The 18,787-nt window shown below is 65.0% G+C and carries 16 protein-coding genes and 1 pseudogene; 6 read left to right on the top strand and 11 right to left on the bottom strand.

Features of this window, described 5'->3' with window-relative positions; genetic code table 11:
• Positions 1–13: 13 nt before the first annotated feature.
• The 4 genes from OVA21_RS09845 to merA all read right to left on the bottom strand — a co-directional run bounded on the left by OVA21_RS09845 (position 14) and on the right by merA (position 4,468).
• Positions 14–1,252 (bottom strand): Dyp-type peroxidase, encoded by a 1,239-nt coding sequence (locus tag OVA21_RS09845; protein WP_096907165.1) that lies wholly within the window; start codon positions 1,250–1,252, stop codon positions 14–16.
• Between the two features lie 6 nt (positions 1,253–1,258).
• Positions 1,259–1,846 (bottom strand): copper chaperone PCu(A)C, encoded by a 588-nt coding sequence (locus OVA21_RS09840; RefSeq protein ID WP_096907166.1) that lies wholly within the window; start codon positions 1,844–1,846, stop codon positions 1,259–1,261.
• Positions 1,847–2,428: 582 nt separating this feature from the next.
• Complete coding sequence (gene lspA, locus OVA21_RS09835; protein ID WP_268092358.1) at positions 2,429–2,992, bottom strand: signal peptidase II; 564 nt, start codon at positions 2,990–2,992, stop codon at positions 2,429–2,431.
• A gap of 81 nt (positions 2,993–3,073) precedes the next feature.
• The gene (gene merA / locus OVA21_RS09830; RefSeq protein ID WP_268092357.1) at positions 3,074–4,468 is read right to left on the bottom strand and encodes a mercury(II) reductase; all 1,395 of its coding nucleotides are present in this window, start codon (positions 4,466–4,468) and stop codon (positions 3,074–3,076) included.
• A 92-nt stretch (positions 4,469–4,560) separates the two neighbouring features.
• On the opposite strand from merA, the gene OVA21_RS09825 reads away from it, so the two are divergent.
• On the top strand, positions 4,561–4,950 hold the full coding sequence (locus tag OVA21_RS09825; protein ID WP_061230215.1) for a heavy metal-responsive transcriptional regulator: 390 nt from the start codon (positions 4,561–4,563) through the stop codon (positions 4,948–4,950).
• A 95-nt stretch (positions 4,951–5,045) separates the two neighbouring features.
• Here the strand turns inward: OVA21_RS09825 and OVA21_RS09820 are convergent, their stop codons facing one another.
• Both OVA21_RS09820 and OVA21_RS09815 read right to left on the bottom strand, forming a co-directional pair.
• On the bottom strand, positions 5,046–5,642 hold the full coding sequence (locus OVA21_RS09820) for a CueP family metal-binding protein (protein ID WP_182642094.1): 597 nt from the start codon (positions 5,640–5,642) through the stop codon (positions 5,046–5,048).
• Positions 5,643–5,650: 8 nt separating this feature from the next.
• Positions 5,651–7,588: a heavy metal translocating P-type ATPase gene (locus tag OVA21_RS09815; RefSeq protein ID WP_268092356.1), complete on the bottom strand. Its 1,938-nt coding sequence runs from the start codon at positions 7,586–7,588 to the stop codon at positions 5,651–5,653.
• Positions 7,589–7,636: 48 nt separating this feature from the next.
• On the opposite strand from OVA21_RS09815, the gene OVA21_RS09810 reads away from it, so the two are divergent.
• Positions 7,637–7,864 carry a hypothetical protein gene (locus OVA21_RS09810; protein ID WP_241737405.1) on the top strand — a complete coding sequence of 76 codons (228 nt, stop codon included), beginning with the start codon at positions 7,637–7,639 and terminating at the stop codon, positions 7,862–7,864.
• An 840-nt stretch (positions 7,865–8,704) separates the two neighbouring features.
• Here OVA21_RS09810 and OVA21_RS09805 read toward each other — a convergent pair.
• The 4 genes and pseudogenes from OVA21_RS09805 to OVA21_RS09790 form a co-directional block, all read right to left on the bottom strand.
• On the bottom strand, positions 8,705–9,061 hold the full coding sequence (locus OVA21_RS09805) for a metal-sensitive transcriptional regulator (RefSeq protein ID WP_017838595.1): 357 nt from the start codon (positions 9,059–9,061) through the stop codon (positions 8,705–8,707).
• Positions 9,058–11,430 (bottom strand): heavy metal translocating P-type ATPase, encoded by a 2,373-nt coding sequence (locus OVA21_RS09800; RefSeq protein WP_067718071.1) that lies wholly within the window; start codon positions 11,428–11,430, stop codon positions 9,058–9,060. The genes OVA21_RS09805 and OVA21_RS09800 overlap by 4 nt, the downstream gene beginning before the upstream one ends.
• An 86-nt stretch (positions 11,431–11,516) precedes the next feature.
• Positions 11,517–11,726: a heavy-metal-associated domain-containing protein gene (locus tag OVA21_RS09795; protein WP_007625927.1), complete on the bottom strand. Its 210-nt coding sequence runs from the start codon at positions 11,724–11,726 to the stop codon at positions 11,517–11,519.
• A 377-nt stretch (positions 11,727–12,103) separates the two neighbouring features.
• A pseudogene (locus tag OVA21_RS09790) lies at positions 12,104–12,469 on the bottom strand (L,D-transpeptidase); the annotation flags it as partial.
• A gap of 831 nt (positions 12,470–13,300) precedes the next feature.
• Between OVA21_RS09790 and OVA21_RS09785 the strand changes: the two are divergent.
• Together OVA21_RS09785 and OVA21_RS09780 are read left to right on the top strand one after the other, a co-directional pair.
• Positions 13,301–13,984, top strand: coding sequence for an ATP-binding cassette domain-containing protein (locus OVA21_RS09785; protein ID WP_096907171.1), 684 nt, complete (start codon positions 13,301–13,303; stop codon positions 13,982–13,984).
• The gene (locus OVA21_RS09780; protein ID WP_096907172.1) at positions 13,981–15,501 is read left to right on the top strand and encodes an ABC transporter permease; all 1,521 of its coding nucleotides are present in this window, start codon (positions 13,981–13,983) and stop codon (positions 15,499–15,501) included. Before OVA21_RS09785 ends, OVA21_RS09780 begins: the two co-directional genes overlap by 4 nt.
• A gap of 49 nt (positions 15,502–15,550) precedes the next feature.
• Here OVA21_RS09780 and OVA21_RS09775 read toward each other — a convergent pair whose 3' ends face one another.
• A complete protein-coding gene (locus tag OVA21_RS09775) occupies positions 15,551–16,216 on the bottom strand; it encodes a DMT family transporter (RefSeq protein WP_268092355.1) in 666 nt (221 codons plus the stop codon).
• Positions 16,217–16,365: 149 nt separating this feature from the next.
• Here OVA21_RS09775 and istA point away from each other — a divergent pair, with 149 nt between their 5' ends.
• Together istA and OVA21_RS09765 are read left to right on the top strand one after the other, a co-directional pair.
• On the top strand, positions 16,366–18,021 hold the full coding sequence (gene istA / locus OVA21_RS09770) for an IS21 family transposase (protein ID WP_247848311.1): 1,656 nt from the start codon (positions 16,366–16,368) through the stop codon (positions 18,019–18,021).
• Entirely contained in the window at positions 18,018–18,776 is a 759-nt protein-coding gene (locus tag OVA21_RS09765; RefSeq protein WP_007633699.1) for an ATP-binding protein, read from the top strand. The genes istA and OVA21_RS09765 overlap by 4 nt, the downstream gene beginning before the upstream one ends.
• The last annotated feature ends 11 nt before the right edge of the window (positions 18,777–18,787 follow it).

Genomic DNA, 18,787 nt, shown 5'->3' with positions numbered 1-18,787 from the left:
TGGTTGCGTGCGGCTATCCCTCCAATGCGCTCTCTCCGACGTAGCCGCCCTCGTGGCACCCCGGTGGGATCGCGAACACGGCGGAGCCGATCGGAACCGTCCAGGTGTTGAGCATGTCCTGCTCTGCCAGTCGCTGCTGGATCGGCACGAACTGGCGTACCGGGTCGGCCTGGTAGGAAGCGAACAACAGACCGGAGTTGCTGATCTGGCCGGACTCCGGGACATCGTCATAGTTGTACGGTCGTCGCAGGATCGTCTCGGCCCGGACCCGTGGCCGGGCCCGGGCGATGTGTGACTCGGTGGGGATGACGGTCAACCCGGTGCGGTCCATTGCCTCGAAATCAGCGGGGTCGTGTTCTGTAGTACCGGTCAGTGGCGCGCCCGAGTCGAGTTTCCGTCCGATCGAGAGCTCACGGGAGCTCCGTTCGATCTCCTCCCAGGTGTCCATCGTCATCCGGATACGGCGCAGCACCAGGGAGGTGCCGCCCCGCATCCATCGCCGGTCGGCGCCATCGGAATAGAGCAACTGGTCGTAGTCGGCATCGGCCGGTGAGGGATTGGCGGTGCCGTCAATCTGACCGAAGAGGTTGCGTTGTGTCTGCCCGGACGGGTCGGTGCCCACGGCACGGCGGAACCCTCGCTGCGCCCACCGCTGAGTGACCGCGTCGCGAACACCTGAGGACAGAATTCGGGCCGAGTGTGCGACGGTGAGCGGGTCGTCGGCACAGACCTGCAACAGCAGATCGCCGCCGGACCACCGGTCCTCGAGCCGGTCGATCTGTGGGAAGTCCGGCAGCGGCTGCAACCACTCCGGGGTGCGGCGGCCAAGCCCGACCTTGCCGAGCAGCTCCGTGCCGAAACCGATGGTGACCGTCAACCGGGACGGTCCTTCAGCCAACTCGTGTTGCAGGTCGGCGAGACCGCCGCGCCCCTGCGTGAGCCGGGCCGCGTCCTGGGTCCAGGCTCGCAGTACGCCGATGAGGTCGGTGCCGCGAACACCCTCTCGCAGATCGAATGCCACATACGCCGCATGCGCCTGCGGCGCCGTGGTGACGCCGGACTGACGGTCACCATAGAAGGGCTCGGTGGCCGCGCCGACGGCCCGGGAGTTGGCCACCGCGTCGCGATCAGGGGTCCGAGCAGTGGCGGTACGCTCACCAACTCCCCACCCCGCCGCACCTCCGGCGACGGCGGCCCCGCCGACCAGGAAGGATCTGCGATTCAACGCCGAGCGATGGTTTTGGTCGCCCATGTCCCGTCACTCCCCGCCCTGGTACTGCTCATTGCCCCCCTCGAACGACCGTGCCGAGGCGACGATCTCGCTCGTATCGCCGTTCTCCAATGTGAGGGTCACGGTGACTTCCTGGCCCGTGCGGATCGCTTCGTGCACTCCCATCAGCATGATGTGATTCCCGCCAGGCTCGAACACAAGCTCTCCGCCCGCCGGGATGACAAAGCCGCCCTCTCGCGCCCGCATCATCGAGCCACCCGCCGCCCCCGAGACGGTCTCGTGCAACTCGGCCTCACCGGAAACCGCGGAGGTCACCTCGACCAGGCGGACATCCGCATCGGATTGATTTCGCACGATTCCAAACACCGGTGCCATCGCGCCGCCGTCGCCGTGCGCGTTCGAATCACCGGAACCGGGGTCACCAGTGACCTCGCCGTGGTCAGTACCCCCATTGACGTCAGTGGCCTTGACCCACGCATCCTCCACCACAATGGGCGCCGCGCCAGCGGTCGCGGCTGCGGTCGTCTCCGTCTCGGTCTCGGTGTTCTCCGAGGTGCACCCGGCCAGGCCCAGGGCGACCGCGGCGATCACCGCGACGAAGGGGGTCCTACGCATAGCTCACTCGCATCCATCTAGCTCCACGCACTTGAACCGAGACAACCCCTATCTCCAAACGGAGCGCCGCACCGGCGTGGAAAAGTTACGGCGCAGTTCGGACTGCAACGGCTAGCCAAGAGTCTATAATGTGGCGCTTCGGTCCGGCCCACCGGTCGTGGCGTGCGGTGGAAGAGACAGAGCCGGGCCGCATCGGCCGGGTACGGCCGCGTCGTCACCTAGTCGGACAGGTACGACCGAACTAGAGGCGAGCGCGACGTCATCGACTGGCTGCCGACCAAGCGGGCTCGCGCTCTGCGGGCGGGGGATAGACCTGCCGGGTCAGCCGCTGCCAGGCATCTGCCGCAGAATATCGGTGCAACTCGGACTCTCTGTCGCGGAAGGCGCGCAGGTCCTGACATCGCGCGTCGTGATCGTCGCTGACCCGCCACCAGATCTCACCCCACCTCCCGACTGATCCGGGCGCGCACCGCTCAGGCCGCGCAAGCGGTGGAACCGGTGCTCTGATGGTGGCGCTAGGAGCGCACCCCGACAGCGGCCACCAGGCCGAACAAATATAGAGCCAACGCTGCTACGGCCACCTCAGTGGTCATGAGGTCCCCTGGCTTGCCGGGCCGAAGCTGCTGGCATCTCCAAGGCCTCGGCCTTGTCGCGACCGGTGAGGGTGGCCACGATCAGCACCACGGCGCCACCGGTGATGAAGACATCGGCGAGGTTGAAAGTAGGGAACCAACCGGTGTGCAGGTAGTCAGTCACCACCCCGTCGGTGGCGCGATCGATGAAGTTGGCCACAGCTCCGCCCAAGACCAGGGCCAACGCCAGTCGTACTGTGCGCGTTGCGGTGCCGGTGGCCCGCCAGGCGAAGATCGCCAGCGCACCGATGATGAGTCCAGTGATGCCGAGAACGACGCCGGCGGGAAGGCCATCGCCGAGGCTGAACGCCACCCCGGAGTTGAAACCCAGGCGCAGCTGCATTAGTCCCAGGTCCACCGTATGGCCGTCGGCCAGTGCTCCGCCCGCCCAAGCCTTAGCTCCGAGGTCCGCCGCGGCCAGCAGTACGACGGAGACGACCAGAACAGTTCGCGCCCGGGCGCCTTGTTCGCTTTGTCGGGGTGGTTCAGTAACGGGATTGACGTCCTTCGACATGGCATCATCCTCCTCGACTCGAAACCGAGACGGCAGGAAACCTCGAACGCGACCGACCAAGCCCCCACGTGGAGGCGGTGTTCAGGCGCAGCAGGAGGTGGGTAGTTCGGTGTGGAAGGTGCCTGCGACCAGGCGCAGGGCTTCGGAAGTGGTCAAATAGGGAGCCCAGGTGTCGGCGATCTGGCGGGTGGTCATCCCGGCTGTGATGGCGTAGGTGGCCGCGAGCATGATTTCTCCGGCGTGGTCTCCGATGGCGCTGAGTCCGAGGATTCTTCCGGTTTCTGTTTCGGCGACCATCTTGATCGCCCCGCGGGTGTCCTGGTCGATCAAGGCGCGCGGCAGGTCCTCGAAGCTCATCACCCGGGATTGGCAGCGGTGCCCGGCGGCCCGGGCTGCGGCTTCGGTGAGCCCGGCGGTGGCCAGGTGGGGGCGGGAGAAGATCACCGTCGGCAGTCCGGTGTAGTCGACGACCTCGGCTGGGCCCTGCGGATCGGTGCGAAGAGCGTTGACGGCGGCGGCTTTCCCGGTGGCAGCAGCGACGTAGACGAACTGGGGTGCCGAGGTGGCGTCACCGGCGGCGAAGACGCGCCGGTTGGTGGTGCGTTGATGCTCGTCGACGAGGATGAATCCGTCCGGGTCGGCGGTGATTCCTGCGGCTGGCAGGTTGAGGCGGTCTGTGGACGGGCGACGCCCGGTGGCCACTAGTAGCCGTTCTGCGCAGAGGTTGCGGCCCGAAGCGGTGCGGACTGTGACCTGTGCGTTCTGCCGGTCGACAGAGGTGGCGTGCTCCTCGATCACCGTGATCCCGTCCTGGGCCAGGGCCTGGCGAAGGATGGCGACCATTTCCGGCTCGGCAGCAGGGGTGATCCTGCCGATGATGGTCACCCGGGTGCCCAGATGGGCGAAGAGTTGGGCCTGTTCGATACCGACGTAGCCACCGCCGATGACGATCATGGAGTCGGGCAGTTCAGTTAATTCCATGGCGGTGGTCGAGGTCAGATGCTCCACCTCGTCCAGCCCGGTTACCTCCTTCGGTAGTGCCGGTTCTGCTCCGGTGGCCAGTACCACCGAACCGGCCGCCACCGGATCCCCATCCATCACCAGAGTGTCGGGATCGAGGAAGGAAGCCTCCCCACGGCGGATTTCGAAGCCATGGGCGTTCGCGACGTCGGCGTATTTGGTCTCTCGCAGTCGAGTGACGAGCTGGTCCTTCTGCTTGACCAGCGCTCCCAGATCAACGTCCCGGGCGAGGGTGGGGACCCCGGGGAAGGGATTGGTCAGTGCGGCCTGGCGGGTGCCGGCAGCGGCCAGCAGCGCCTTGGACGGGACGCACCCGATGTTTACGCAGGTGCCGCCGATGGTGCCGCGCTCGATCATCAGCACCGTCCTGCCGGCCTGGCGAGCGGTGATAGCGGCCGCCATGGCTGCCCCGCCGGAGCCCACTACCGCCAAATCGAATTCGAAACCCGGTTCCATCAGATGGCCCCTCTCTTTCTTCGCTCATTAGGATGGACCTTCCAGCGCACTGGAAGGTCAACCCAGGCGGTCTCGAAGGAGCGGTAATTCCAATGAGGATCGGCGAACTGGCTGCCACGGCGGGCACCACTCCGAAAACCCTTCGCTACTACGAATCCGTGGGCCTGCTCCCGCCCCCACAACGAACCCTCAACGGCTACCGTGACTACCCCGAGCACGTGATCTCCCGGCTCGATTTCATCCGGCGGGGCCAGAGCGCGGGACTATCGCTTGCCCGCATCGGTGAGATCCTCCGGATTCGCGATGACGGACAGGCACCTTGCGCTCACGTCGACACGCTCCTGGTGACTCGACTGGACGAGATCGACCAGCAGATAGCCGATCTCTTGCAGCTGCGTCAGGCAGTCGCCCAGCTCCAGTCCGCCAGCCGCACAGTGGACCCTGCGACCTGCCAAGCCGAGACGATCTGCCGCTACCTCTGACTGGCGGTGCTGTGGTCCATGCGGGACGCACCGCCTTCCCTGCCGGCCGGTGGCCGCGACCCGGCGGGGGGTTGTTGATGCGGGGAGGGGGGTTGTCAGGTGAGTCTCATGGTGGTCAGGCAGGTGAGGTCCTGGTCTCCGGTGGCGATCGGAACAGTGGCCGACTTGTCGTCGTAGTCGATGGTGAGCGTGGCAGTGATGTCTCGCGGTAGCCAGAATCCGAGGAAGCCGTTGTCGTAGGTGGTGCGTGGTTCGTCGATGAGGATGTCTCCGGTGGCGGTATCGGTGACGGTGACGTGCACCTCTTCGGTGGCCATCTCGCCGCGGCAGGTGGTCAGGCTGTGGAACTGGCAGGGGTGGGTGCTGGTGTTGTAGGGCGCCACTGACAGATAGAACTGGTCATCTGGCATAGGCATCGTTGCCAGGCCCTCATCGCTACTGGTCAAGACCAGTTCGGTCGGCTGCGCCGAGGCGATCAGATCATCCGGCCTATCGGCCACCGGCATGGTGTCGAGTTTGTTGATGATCTGGGGCGCGTCGAGACCGGCGAGGCCGTAGGACTCCAACGACGGGTTGGGTGGTTCTGTCGAAGCGTTCTCGGACGGCCCGGTCGAGCAGCCGGCGAAAGTTAACGCGGCGGCAGCAAGGAACGCGGACGCGACTCGTCGCCGCGAGTGGTGTCTGATGGTCATCGTGTTTATCATCGCTCCATCGCTCTTGTGACGGATTCTGGGCTCAGGTCGAGGCGGCGTAGCAGCTGGGCGTTGAGAGCGACAACGACTGTTGACAGCGACATGAGGATGGCGCCGACGCTCATGGGCAGCACGAATCCGACCGGGGCCAACACGCCGGCGGCGAGAGGCACGGCGGCGAGGTTGTAGCCGGCGGCCCACCACAGGTTCTGCTTCATCTTGCGGTAGCTCGCCCGGGAGAGTTCGATGACCGAGAGCACAGAGCGGGGATCCGATGAGGCCAGGATGACGCCGGCGGAGCCGATCGCCACGTCGGTCCCGGCGCCGATGGCGATGCCCACATCGGCTTGGGCCAGTGCGGGCGCGTCGTTGACCCCGTCGCCGACCATGGCGACCTTGCGGCCCTCGTGCTGGAGTTGGGCGACCTTGGCGGCCTTGTCTTCGGGCCGGACCCCGGCGAAGACCCGGTCGATGCCGAGCTCGGCGGCGACGGTGTCAGCGACGGCCTGAGCATCGCCGGTGATCATGACGACCTGCGCACCGGCAGCATGGAGCGCGTCGACGGCGTCACGGGACTCGGGCCGGATCTCATCGGCCAACCGCAGCGCGCCGATCACCCGGCCCTCGGCGAGGACGTGCAGGATGATCGCGCCCTCGGTACGCCACTGATCGGCGACGGGGAGTTCGTCGCGATCGTGCTGGTCGAGGAGATAGGGGCCGCCGACCTCGACCACGGTGCCCTCCACCGTGGCCTTCACGCCCACAGCTGGCGAGGAGGAGAAGTCGGTCGCCTTCGACACGGTCAGTTCGCGGGCCCTTGCGGCCCCGACCACGGCTCTGGCCAGCGGGTGCTCACTGTCGCTCTCGGCCGCCGCGGCGAGGGCGAGTACCTCGTCTTGGGTGTGTCCCTCGATCGGTTCGATTCCGGTGACGGTGGGTTCGCCCTTGGTCAGGGTGCCGGTCTTGTCGAACAGGACGGCGTCGACGGTGCGCATCGACTCGAGCGCGAGGCGGTCCTTGATCAGTACGCCGCCGCGGGCGGCGCGTTCGGTGGCGATGGAGACCACCAGCGGGATCGCCAATCCCAGCGCGTGCGGGCAGGCGATGACCAGCACGGTGATCGTGCGCACCACCCCCGCATCCGGCATCCCCAGAACACTCCAGATGACCGCGGTGATCACGGCCGATGCGAGGGCGAACCAGAACAACCAGCCGGCCGCGGTGTCAGCGATGCGCTGGGCCCGCGAGGAGGATGCCTGCGCGTCGGCCACCAGCTTCTGAATTCCGGCCAGGGCAGTGTCGTCACCGATTGCGGAGACCTCGACGCGTAAGCCGGAGTCGGTGGCCACCGTGCCGGCGACCACTTGCTCGCCGATCTCACGGCGGACCGCCTTGGATTCGCCGGTGACCATGGATTCGTCCATGCTGGCCGAGCCGTCGATGATCTTGCCGTCGGCGGGCACAGAAGCACCGGGGCGGACAATTACGACGTCGCCGACCAGCAGATCGGCCGGTGCGACGGTGACCACGTCGTCGCCGTCGACCTTCTCGGCCTCATCGGGTAGCAGTGCCGCCAGGGAGTCGAGTGCAGAGGTGGTGTGCGCCAGGGAGCGCATCTCGATCCAGTGGCCCAGCAGCATGATGACTACCAGCAGCGCCAGTTCCCACCAGAAGTTCAGCTCATGATCCAACAAGCTCAGGCTTGCGCCCCAGGAGGCGATGAACGCCACGGTGATCGCCAAGCCGATGAGCAGCATCATGCCGGGCTGCCGAGCGCGGACCTCGGAGAGAGCGCCGGTCAGGAACGGCCGGCCGCCCCAGAGGTAGATCACTGTGCCCAGGGCGGGGGAGACCCACCACACCCATCCGGCGTCGGGCAGCTGGTAACCGATGAGGTCGGCGAACATGTCATTGAAGCCGACCACCGGCACCGCCAAGACGAGCATGATCCAGAACAGCCGTCGGAACTGCCCGACATGGTCTCCGTGCCCGGCATGACCGCCATGGTCTTCATGGCCAGCGTGATGCTGCCCCGCATGGGCGTGGCCCGTCGTCTCCTGGGGCCCGTCCGGGTGATGGTGCTCAGCTACCGCCGTGTCTCGCTCGTTGAGGTGCCCGGCCGCGGCTCCGCCGGATCCGTGACTGTGGGCGTGGTCATGATGATCGTGCGACTGATTCATTTGGTCCCTTCCGTCTTGTCCATTGCCACCTGGTTGGCGTGATCTTCGAGCGGCATGCGTCCGGCAGCTTCGATATGCAGGAGTTTCGAGGGAGTGAAACAGCAAGAACATGATTCCCTGACAGCGGTGAGCCCTAGCGCATGATGTGTTCTAGGGGTCATGGACATCTCTTCCCGTGGGGCCAAGTAGCAGTTGCTCCGGGCCACGAGCCGATACCGCCGCAGGGTATCGAATCGTGCTGACATCTGTGCTCGGCCGACCACGTTCGTGACACCGCCCATCCCAGGATCGCCGTTCCCGTCGGTGATGACGCACGTCCTGGCGTTCTGGGGTCCGGCCGACAGTCAGGATCGTGGGTGAGCCAGCGGATTGTGGTGGAGATTGTGTGAAGGTTTGCTCAAGATGTTCGTCAGGGGAGTGGTTCGGGCTGGCGCCACGATGATGGCGGCTCCCTTCTAGGGCGCTCGGAACGATGGAAGCACCCTCCGCCGCTGCTGGTCTTTCGGGCGCCCAAGGGCGTGGGCCAGGGTGAGCTGCCTTTGGCCCGACTTCGTAGCCACATTGCTCGAACCCGAAGGCTTTTTCGGTGACGACCTGCGGTGATGGCCTGGCACGATTGGAACAACCGGGTTGCCAGCCCGGGATAGGGCCCGCGAGTTCGTCGAGCTAACCGGCGGCGTCGACCGGATCCTGAATTCGATCAGATGTCATGTTCTCTCCTGGTTTCTGCCGTGCGAGTTCATTGGCTTTCCCACCCGCAAACTATACCCCAACGGGGTATGTTGGTGAGGCGTGTTCACCGAATTTCGGGGCTCGGCTACATCCGCGAAGCATCCTGCTCGCGACCTTGCCGGGGCCTCCCATGCACCTACCCGCCCCCGCTTAGCGGGAGAAGCGGGCGATGGCGTCGGCCACTTCCTTGAATTTGATCTCTGCGGCCTCGTCGGACTCGTTCACTGCGTCGGCGACGCAGTGGCGCATGTGGTCGTCGAGCAGGCCGAGGGCGACGTTGCGCAGTGCGGAATTGATGGCGCTGACCTGGGTGAGGATGTCGATGCAGTACTGCTCCTCATCGATCATGCGGTGGATGCCCCGCACCTGGCCCTCGATCCGCTTGAGCCGGGCCTTGTAGCGGTCCTTTTCCTTCATGTAGCCGTGGTGACTGTGGGTCTCGCAGCCAGCGGCTTCGGCATCGTGCTCGGCTGCAGGGTCGATGGCGAGGTCCGGGGTATCCGTCATGACTGGCTCCTGGTCTGGTCGTGGTTGGGGGTCGCGTGGCTTGAGGTGAACCCGCGCAGGCGTAGGGAGTTGGTCACCACGAACACACTCGAGAACGCCATTGCGACGCCTGCGAGTATGGGGTTGAGCAGTCCGATCGCAGCGACGGGGATCAGTGCGAGGTTGTAGGCGAACGCCCAGAATAGGTTGCCCTTGATGGTGCCCAGGGTCCGGCGTGACAGCCTGATCGCGTCCACGGCGGATCGCAGGTCGTCGTTCATCAGAGTGATGTCGGAGGCTTCGATCGCCACGTCCGTGCCGGCGCCCATCGCCAGTCCGAGCTCGGCCCGGGCGAGAGCTGCCGCGTCGTTGACGCCGTCGCCGACCATGGCGACGTTCTTGCCCTTGGCCTGCAGTTTCTCGATCTGGGCGACCTTGTCGTGGGGCATGACCTCGGCGATCACGTTGGCCGGATCAATGCCGACCTCGCTGGCCACGACACGTGCGGCTCCGGCGTTGTCGCCGGTGAGCAGCCACGGGGTCAATCCGAGAGCTTTGAGTCCGGCTACCGCCTCGGCGGAGGTGGGCTTGACGGTGTCGCGGACGGTGATCACGCCCGCGACGGTGCCGTCGATCTGGGCGACCACAGGGGTGCCGCCCTGCTTCTGGGCATCGTCGAACGCGGTCCGCAGGTCCGCCGGCAGGGAGCCCTCAGGGCGACCAATGGTCACCACGGCACCGTCGACGGTGCCCGTGACGCCACGGCCTGCAGTATTGGTGAACCCGGTGACCTCCGGCAGAATGGCGGATCCGGCCTCCCTGTCGGCCACGGGGCCCTCGCCCGCCAGACTCTTTGCACCCTCGCGGGCGATGGCCTGGGCGATCGGGTGCTCGGACGCGGCCTCCACCGCAGCGGCCTTGACCAGCAGATCCGTCCGGTCGAATCCGGCGGCAGTGGTGACCTGGCTGACGGACATCACTCCGGAGGTGACGGTGCCGGTCTTGTCCATGACGATGGTGTCGACGCGCCGGGTGGACTCTAGGACCTCGGGCCCCTTGATGAGCAGTCCCATCTGGGCGCCGCGGCCGGTACCGACCAGGAGTGCGGTGGGAGTGGCCAGGCCCAGTGCGCACGGGCAGGCGATGATGAGCACGGCCACGGCGGCGGTGAACGCGGTGGCCAGTCCCGCTCCCACCACAAACAAGTGCACGAGCAGGGTGATGATCGCGATGACGATCACGATGGGCACGAAGACCTGCGAGATGCGGTCGACCAGTCGTTGGACCGGGGCCTTCTTGGACTGCGCCTCGGTGACCAGCTTGGCCATCTGGGACAGTGTGGTGTTCTCGCCGGTGCGGGTGACCTCGATCAGCAGTCTTCCCGAGGTGTTCATGGTTGCGCCGGTCACCGTGGAGCCGGACGTGACCTCAACCGGGACGGATTCGCCGGTGAGCATGGACTCGTCGATCGCGGACGAACCCTCGGTGACGCGACCGTCGGTGGCGATCTTTTCGCCCGGGCGCACCACGACGATGTCGCCGACCTTCAACTGACCCACGGGGATGCGGACCTCGACGCCGTCGCGGAGGACGGCGGCGTCCTTGGCTCCCATGTCGAGGAGCGCCTTGAGTGCGGCGGAGGACTGCCCCTTGGCCTTGGTTTCAAACCAGCGGCCCAGCAGCAGGAAGGAGATCACCACGGCGGCGGTCTCCAGATAGATCTCGTCCATCGTGGAGTTTGTGGGCAGCAGATGCACTTCCATGGTCATGCCGGGCATGCCGGCGTTGCCGAGGAACAGTGCCCACAGTGACCAGAGGTAGGCGGCCGCCGTGCCCATGGAGACCAGGGTGTCCATGGTGAACGAGCCGTGCCGCAGGTTGGCGAGGGTGGCCTTGTGGAAGGGTGCGCCTCCCCAGAAGAAGATGGGGGTGGCCATGGTCAGCACGGCCCACTGCCAATTGGTGAACTGCAGTGCCGGGATCATGCTCAGCAAGACCACCGGGACCGTGAGTGCAGCCGAGACAATCAGACGGTGTTTGAGGTCTGCGGTCTCGCGTTCCCTGGCCTCCTCGATCTGGTCTCGGGGACCGGCGCCGCCACCTGCGGAAGTTGCGTCCACAGCCTGGTCGTCGTCATTCTTCATCGTGAACGCGTCGTATCCCGCACCGCGCACGGTCTCGATGAGCGCGTCCGTGTCGACCTTGCTCGGGTCGAAGGAGATGGACGCGGACTCGGTGGCGAAGTTGACCGTGGCGTCCACCCCGTCGAGCTTGTTGAGCTTGCGCTCGACCCGCCCCGAGCACGAAGTGCAGGTCATGCCCGTGACGCCCAGATCTATGTCGATCAGATCCACCGCGGGGTGCATCTGGGAGGGTTGAGTCTGGGTCATCGAGGATCAATCCTTCACGGTGAACGGGTGGTGTGCTCGGGGCCAGGGATCTCGCCAGCTGCTGGGGCTGGCGAGATCGCTTCGCGTCAAGAGGTGACGGTGTAGCCGGCTTCCTTGACGGCGGCGACGACCTGCTCGTCGGTGAAGCCCTCGCCGGAGACCGAAACCGTTCCGGTCTTGCTCGAGGCCTCCACCATGGAGACGCCCGCGATTTCGCCGACTTCCTCCTTGACCGACGACTCACAGTGTCCGCAGGTCATGCCCTGGACGGTGTACTCCTTGGTGCTGGTAGCCATGACGGCTCCTTCCGTTGACGGGTGTAGTTCGTTGAGACATCCGATGGCTCGGATCAATCCGAACACCAATGAACCTATACCCCGTAGGGGTATTGGTCAAGGGTGATGTTCGCTTGTGTCCGCGGCTCACTCCGCCTGCACTCTGATCGCCCGGACGCCGTATGGATTGACCAGTAGGCGGGCGCAAGAGCCGTGGCGGCAAGGTCTTTGGAAGCGCGGAGACGAGCTCACCGTGCTGGCGGTGCAGCGCGAACCAGGCCCTTGCTGCCGCAGTCGAGCAGTTCGTCATAGAGACGGGCGACGCGTATTAACGCAGGCCAACACCCGGCCATGTCTGTATCCGCAACCAATTGTTCGGAACCCTGGCCGAGGGCCTCTTAGGCTAGGTCGGCATTTCCAGCACGCCAGGTTTCCCACGGGATGTTCCAGTCGCCCAGCCCGTCGGTCCCGGGAAGCGTCGGTCCGACGGTATTGATGACCTTGACCACGTCGCCCCGGTTGCTGCTGTGCTGGAACGACTTGGCGTAGGCGTCGGTGACATTGATACAGCCGTTACTGACGTTGGTGAAGCCCTGTTGTTCAACGGACCATGGGGCGGCATGGACGTAGATCCCGCTGTAGGACATCTGGGTGGCCCAGTTGACTGAAAGCCGGTAGCCGTCGGCCGAGTCGACCGGCACACCAAACGTCGATGAATCCATGATGAGCGATTCGTATCGGTCGCCGATGTAGTAGGTGCCGTTCGCAGGGCCGCAAACCACAGCAGCGGCGCATCGCGCAGTCCCCATTTGATACCGAGGAAGCAGGCAGCCAGGGCGGCGGTGATCCATAACATCCGAAGCGGGGACGGTTTGCCGGTTAACGCAGGGGATCCGCCTTCGGCTCGCGGGGAGGTCATCGACGCCCCCGCGGTTGACTGTCTGCCGATTTGTCGCTCGGGCTGGCCATCCGGTCCGGGGGTCTTGAGCTACAAGAACTCAATCGGCGCGGGAGGGGAGAGGTGACGCTTTCAAGGGGAAGGGTCGCGAAGAGCCCGCTGGGTTTGGCCCACGCAAGGAGCTGCGAGCGAAGCAATAGGTTGACGAGCGGATCGACGAGCCCGCTGGCGGGCAGGCCGGCGAGCGGGTGGTCCTTGCCTGCCCAGTGGGAATTCTGCCGATTTGTGCCACCCGTACCGCGACCGAGGGGCAACCTCACCAGGGTGTGGTGTAGCTCAGAGCACCTCATCGCGTCGGTGACCCCTACTTCGGCAGCGGTGGCTGCACCGGCGGCGGGAGAGGACGCGATCCATGTATGCACTGCCTGGAAGGTCATCGCCTCTTCTGTTCTGTCGGACATCGGTAGCCTCCTCGCCGCGGTGGGTGGCCCGCGATTTTCTAGCTCGCATCCAATGTGACTGTATGCGGTGTTACGGCCGGAGTTGGGCAGAGCCTCCCTCAAAGTATGAATGTGAAGAATGCCACCGCCATAATCCCGGAGTGCTCTTTCAGAATGTTTATTGAACCTTCATCGGAGGTGACTCCAAACTTCATCTTTTTGCGAGATCATTACCAGTATTTGAATGAGGAGCAGATGTGACGGACCAGGATCCAATTACCGGCCTGCCTGAAAGCCCTATTGGGGAGACGGTGGTGTTGGCCGCTCACGGTGTGGCTAAGTCCTACCGAACCGGGTGGTGGCCACGACGGCGCACCCGACGCGTGCTGCGCGGCGCGGACATCGAGCTTCGACCTGGCGAGATCGTGGGTCTAGTGGGCGAAAATGGGTCGGGGAAATCAACTCTGATGAAAATTTTAGTGGGTGCTTTACCCCGAGATAGCGGCACCATTAGCCACACTGGGCCCATCGGATTCTGTCCGCAGGAGCCGATCCTGTACGAGAGGCTGACCTGCGACGAGCACTTCGACCTGTTCGGTCGGGCCTACCGCATGGACGACGACGAGATCGAGCGGTCCAAAGACGACATCTACACCACGTTGGGCTTTGTCGCGTGGAGGCACGCTCGCGTTGAGGCGCTGTCCGGGGGGACTCGGGCCAAGCTCAACCTCGGCTTGGCGCTGCTTCCGGACCCTGACCTGCTGCTACTGGATGAGCCCTACGCCGGGTTCGACTGGGACACCTACCAGCGGTTCTGGCAGTTGACCCGAGACCGACGCGAGTCCGGGCGCAGTCTGTTGATCATCAGCCATTTCATCACTGACGCCGAGCGCTTCGACCGCATCTACGACCTGGTCGACGGCAGGACGATCTTACGATGACGACCCCATTCACTGTGTCGTTGACGTGGCGGTATCTGGTCGAGTATGCCCGCCGTCCAATAAATTTGGTGCTACTGGGCGTCGTGCCCCTGGTGTTTGTGACCTTGACAGCGGACACGATTGCCGAGTTCGCCCGGATCCTGGGTGGGCAAGCCAGCCTCGGACAGTTGGAGGCGGTGACCGCCGGCTGGGCCTCAGCATTTCTGGCTGGCGTGGCGGGGTTCTTCCACGTCAGCGGGTCCCGTCAGGCAGATCGACGACTGGCTGCCACGGATTCCTCCCCGACGAGGGTCGTGCTGGCCAGGCTGGCGTCGTCTCTGGCGTTGGCGGGCGTGGCGGTTGCCGGTTCACTTCTGGCGCTGGCGCTTCGTACCGACATCGTTGACGTGGGCCGCACAGTGACAGCCACCGTCATGTTTGCCCTCATATACCTGGGACTCGGCACAGCGGTGGGTGCGCTAGTGCGCTCCGAAGTCAACGGCTCTTTGGTGATCGTCTTCGTGTGGATGTTCGATGTATTCCTCGGACCGGCGATGGGTCCGTCCGACTCATGGATTACCCGCGTGTTCCCTTCTCACTTTCCGACGTTGGTGATGCTCGATGCCAGCACTGGCCACGCGGGCCCGCTCAGTGACCTTGGCGCCGCAGCGGTCTGGACCCTTGGCGGGCTGGTGCTCGCGTTCGGTGTCCTCGTGTTGACTACCGGCCACCGCCGCACCAGTCGTCGTGCACCCGAGTCGACCTGGGGGCGCACACGGGTGGCGTCGCGGTTCGCCTGGCGCGAGTATCGACGCAACGTCGCACTGTGGGTTCTGCTTGTCGGTCTTCCCTTCTTTTTCATCTCTCTGTCGATCGCCATCACCCCTGATCAGCCCACCCCCGTTGCACTCACCGAGCGCGGCCAGGACACGATCGCCATTGTCTCGATGATCGATGTGCACGGAGCGATCATGGTGCCGATCACCGTGGCCTTCCTGGCCGGCCTGGCTGGCCTGTTCGTCGTGCTCGGATCACTCGAGGCCGACCGGCGACTCGTTGTGGCCGGCTACCGCACCGCAGAGGTGCTCGCGGCTCGTCTCGGGGTGATCCTCTTGGCCGCAGTGTTGGTCAGCGCAGTCTCCCTGGGCGTGACCAGCTTCAGCTTCCAACCGCGTTCGTGGGTGGCGTTCGCGCTCGCGACCCTGGCGGTTGCCCTGACCTACGCCATGCTCGGAGTGCTGATCGGACCTATAGTCGGGCGCCTGGGCGGCCTGTACTTGATGTTCATGCTGCCTTTCCTTGATGTCGGGTTGGCCCAGAACATCATGTTCGACGCCGCCCCACCCGACTGGGCGACTTGGATGCCCTCCCATGGAGCTGTTCGCGTCTTGACCGACGCAGCGTTCACCCCCAGTTTCGACGAGACCGCCGGGGCGTTACTGGCCCTTGGCTGGCTAGCTGGGATCACGCTCGCGGCAGCCATGGTGTTCCACCGGATTGCCGCACCGGGCCGCACCCCACTGAGGACAGCCAGCTAAACGTCGAAGACGACGTCGTGGTTCACCTCGTGCACGAACCCCTGGACTCTCAAGTGTGGTGGGAGGCAATTTGACAGGGGTGCGCGGCTCGATTTTCTGCCCCCCGCGACATCTCCCGTGTCAACCAGAATCCGGCGCCGAGCAGCAGTACAGCCCCGTAAATCGTGCTCCGCGCCGGAACTTCGGCGAAGACCAGATACCCCAATGTCGTGGCTACCACAGGGGAGACAATGATATCGACCAGCGAGTAAACATTGGCGTTGAGAACTTTCAAAACGATGGAGATGCCGAAATTGGCGAATCCTGTGGAAATCACGCCCAAACCCCCCACCCAAAGCATCACCGGCACGGAGATACCTAGCCCGGGATAGGAGATTGTGGCTGAGACCTTGCCGGGCCCGACGAGCAGCAGCGAGGGCGACAGCACCAGTGCCGCGGCCAGGAGCGACCAGGCTATGTCGTTACCCGTCTCGGTCTTGCCCTCATAACGCATGTAGGTGATCATCGCCGCATAGATCGCCCCGGTTGCCAACGCCACAAGATTGCCCAGGGTGTGACCGCCGCTGAGCGGGTTAGCCACGGCGATACCGGCCAACGCAATGACGAAAATCCCGATGTAGCGCTTGTGCGCCTTCTCGCCAAGAAACAGTGCAGAAAAAATGAACACGAAGAACGGGGCAATACTCCAGAATATCACCGCATTGGCGATGGGCACCAACTGTTAGGGACGTGCTTCGGAAAGCAGGGTTCTGATGATCGGGTAGCGCGAGTATGAGCATCGGATAGCGGTGCCGGTCCTCGTGTGCTCGTGTCGGTTCTACGCGTGGCAACAAGGCTGCGCGTGGATCCGAACAGGAGGCACGGGTGACTGATTACCGATTGGTGATGTCGCTACTGCTGCAGGACAGGTCCTACCGGGACATCGAGGCGATCGCGGGTTGCTCGCATCGCACTGTCGCGAAGGCGAAGAAGGTCTGCCACGAGCACGGGTTGACCGCCACGAGCCAGGTCGAGGCGCTCAGCGGCGAGGAGATCGACGTCTTGTTCGCAGATGGGCGCAAGACGCCGTCGAAGGAGTTCGTCGCCTTCGACGTGGCGGCGACCGTGAAGAAGCGCACGGGCAAGAACAAGCTGCCGCTGCGGGTGCTGTGGGCCAACTACCTCGACAGCGACGGATCGCCGGGGCAGCGGCACTACAGCTATCAGCGGTTCTGCCAGATCGTCGGCGAGTACGTCGAGGTCAACGAGCTGACGATGCGGATCGCGCACGTGCCCGGGCACACGATGCAGGTCGACTGGGCGGGCACAAAGATGGCGATCTTCGACCCCGTCCTCGGTACCAAGACCACGGTCTCGGTGTTCGTTGCGTCGCTGCCGTACTCGGGGATGGTCTTCGCGTGCGGCTGCGTGGACGAGAAGATGGCGAACTGGCTCGACGCGCACCTGCAGGCCTTCGAGTACTTCGGCGGCGCGGCGCAAGTGATCGTCCCGGACAACGCCTCGACGGCATCGAACCAGATCGCCCGCGGCGACCGGGCCCGCGAGGTCAACCGTGAATACCGTGACTTCCTCGAGTACCACCACACCGCCGCCGTGCCCACTCGGCCGGTGCGCCCGACGGACAAGGGCAACGTCGAGGCCGGGGTGAAGGTGGTGACGAACTGGGTGATCGGACGGCTGGCCGATCGGCGCTTCGCCAGCCTGGACGATCTGAACGAGGCGATCGCCGCCGAGGTGGAGGCGATCAACGACCGGATCCCGTTCCGCGGCCAGAAGACCAGCCGCCGCGAGCTGTTCACCGAGCACGAGCAGTCGGAGCTGATCGCTCTGCCCGAGGTCCGCTGGCAGCCGGTCATCTGGAAGAAGTCCAAGGTCAACCGGGACTATCACGTGGAGATCGCCACGGTGAAGTACTCGGTGCCCTACACCTTCACCGGCCAGCACGTCGACGTGAAGATCACCGGCCCCACACTGGTGGTCATGGCTGGCGGCGAGATCATCGCCTCCCACACCGTCTCCGGTAGGCGGCACGCCTTCGTCACCGATCCCGACCATGTTCCCGCGCAGCATCTGCAGTCATCGGACCTGTGGTCGCGGGCGTATTTCGTGCGCCAGGCCCACAAGATCGGACCGCACACCGTGGCTGCGATCAGTGAGGTCCTGGATCGCCAGCGGATCGAGGCTCAGGGCTACCGTTCGTGCCAGAACATCCTCGCCCTGGCCCGCGGGGACAACAAGATGCTGCTCGAGCGGGCCTGTGGCCAACTCGTCTCCGAGACCTCACGCCGGGCGATCAGCTACACCGCCGTCAAGCAGCAGCTGGCGGCCCTGAGGACCCAGGCCGCCGCCCGGCCCACCACCACGCAGCCGGCGGTGGCGGCTACGACGGACCGGCTGGAGCCGCCGCCGGGTCGGCGAGATACCACCGGGGCGCATCTGGCCGGGCCCGAGCAGTTCAGCCTCGCCGCCCTCACCGGAGGCCCGAGCAGCGGCACTGCGGGGCAGGAGGAGCTGCAGTGACTGATCGTCATCTCACCGACGCCGACATGCCGCTGTTCACGCAGCTGCGGATGACCGCGTTCGGCCAGACCGTCATTGACCTGGCCAACGATCCCGCCTGCGACGAGTGGACCTTCTCGGAGAAGATCTTCCACGCCCTGGACAAAGAGATCACGGCCAGGCAGGAACGCCGGACCCAGAAACTACTCAAGGCCTCCAGATCGCCAAACCCTGACGCCTGCGTAGAAGAGATCCGCTACCTGCCTGACCGCAACGTCAACCGCGAGCTAATCGCACGACTTTCCAGCTGTCAATGGATCGACGCCACTCGCAATCTCGTCGTGCTCGGCCAATCCAGCGTGGGCAAGACCTACCTCGCCCAGGCGCTTCTCAATGCCGCGTGCCGAAAGTACTACACCGCGAGGTTCTTCCGGCTCGACGACCTGGCCAACCGGCTCGCCGTGCTGGAGCCGACCTCGCAGCGCAGGCTGGACTTCCTCACTGATCTGCACAACTGCGACCTGCTAGTGCTGGACGATTTCCTGACCACGCCGGTGGCCCCGCACACCGCGGCGGAGCTGCTCAACATCCTTGCCGCTCGGGAGGGGCGGGGCTCGACGCTGGTGACCTCGCAGTTCGATCCGCCAGATTGGTACAAGTCGCTCCAAGACGCGGTCATCGCCGAATCGATCCTCAACCGGATCGTCGCCGGCGCCGAGATCATCGCCCTCGACGGCCCGAACATGAGACGACACCTCGCCACGGCAACGCCATAGCGGCCCAGCGG

This window comes from Dietzia sp. SL131, from assembly GCF_026672565.1.
GTDB lineage: Bacteria > Actinomycetota > Actinomycetes > Mycobacteriales > Mycobacteriaceae > Dietzia > Dietzia kunjamensis.
The sequence above is the reverse complement of the archived record's forward strand: the minus strand, read 5'-3'. Positions and strand labels throughout refer to the sequence as shown.

Bases quoted from the DNA above. Each gene is read 5' to 3' on its own strand.
- OVA21_RS09800 (WP_067718071.1), bottom strand. From the start codon at position 11,430: ATGACCCAGACTCAACCCTCCCAGATGCACCCCGCGGTGGATCTGATC.
- merA (WP_268092357.1), bottom strand. From the start codon at position 4,468: ATGGAACCGGGTTTCGAATTCGATTTGGCGGTAGTGGGCTCCGGCGGG.
- OVA21_RS09815 (WP_268092356.1), bottom strand. From the start codon at position 7,588: ATGCTCGTCTTGGCGGTGCCGGTGGTCGGCTTCAATGACATGTTCGCC.
- OVA21_RS09840 (WP_096907166.1), bottom strand. From the start codon at position 1,846: ATGCGTAGGACCCCCTTCGTCGCGGTGATCGCCGCGGTCGCCCTGGGC.
- OVA21_RS09795 (WP_007625927.1), bottom strand. From the start codon at position 11,726: ATGGCTACCAGCACCAAGGAGTACACCGTCCAGGGCATGACCTGCGGA.
- OVA21_RS09825 (WP_061230215.1), top strand. From the start codon at position 4,561: ATGAGGATCGGCGAACTGGCTGCCACGGCGGGCACCACTCCGAAAACC.
- OVA21_RS09820 (WP_182642094.1), bottom strand. From the start codon at position 5,642: ATGACCATCAGACACCACTCGCGGCGACGAGTCGCGTCCGCGTTCCTT.
- OVA21_RS09780 (WP_096907172.1), top strand. From the start codon at position 13,981: ATGACGACCCCATTCACTGTGTCGTTGACGTGGCGGTATCTGGTCGAG.
- OVA21_RS09845 (WP_096907165.1), bottom strand. From the start codon at position 1,252: ATGGGCGACCAAAACCATCGCTCGGCGTTGAATCGCAGATCCTTCCTG.
- lspA (WP_268092358.1), bottom strand. From the start codon at position 2,992: ATGTCGAAGGACGTCAATCCCGTTACTGAACCACCCCGACAAAGCGAA.
- OVA21_RS09810 (WP_241737405.1), top strand. From the start codon at position 7,637: ATGACCGCCATGGTCTTCATGGCCAGCGTGATGCTGCCCCGCATGGGC.
- OVA21_RS09805 (WP_017838595.1), bottom strand. From the start codon at position 9,061: ATGACGGATACCCCGGACCTCGCCATCGACCCTGCAGCCGAGCACGAT.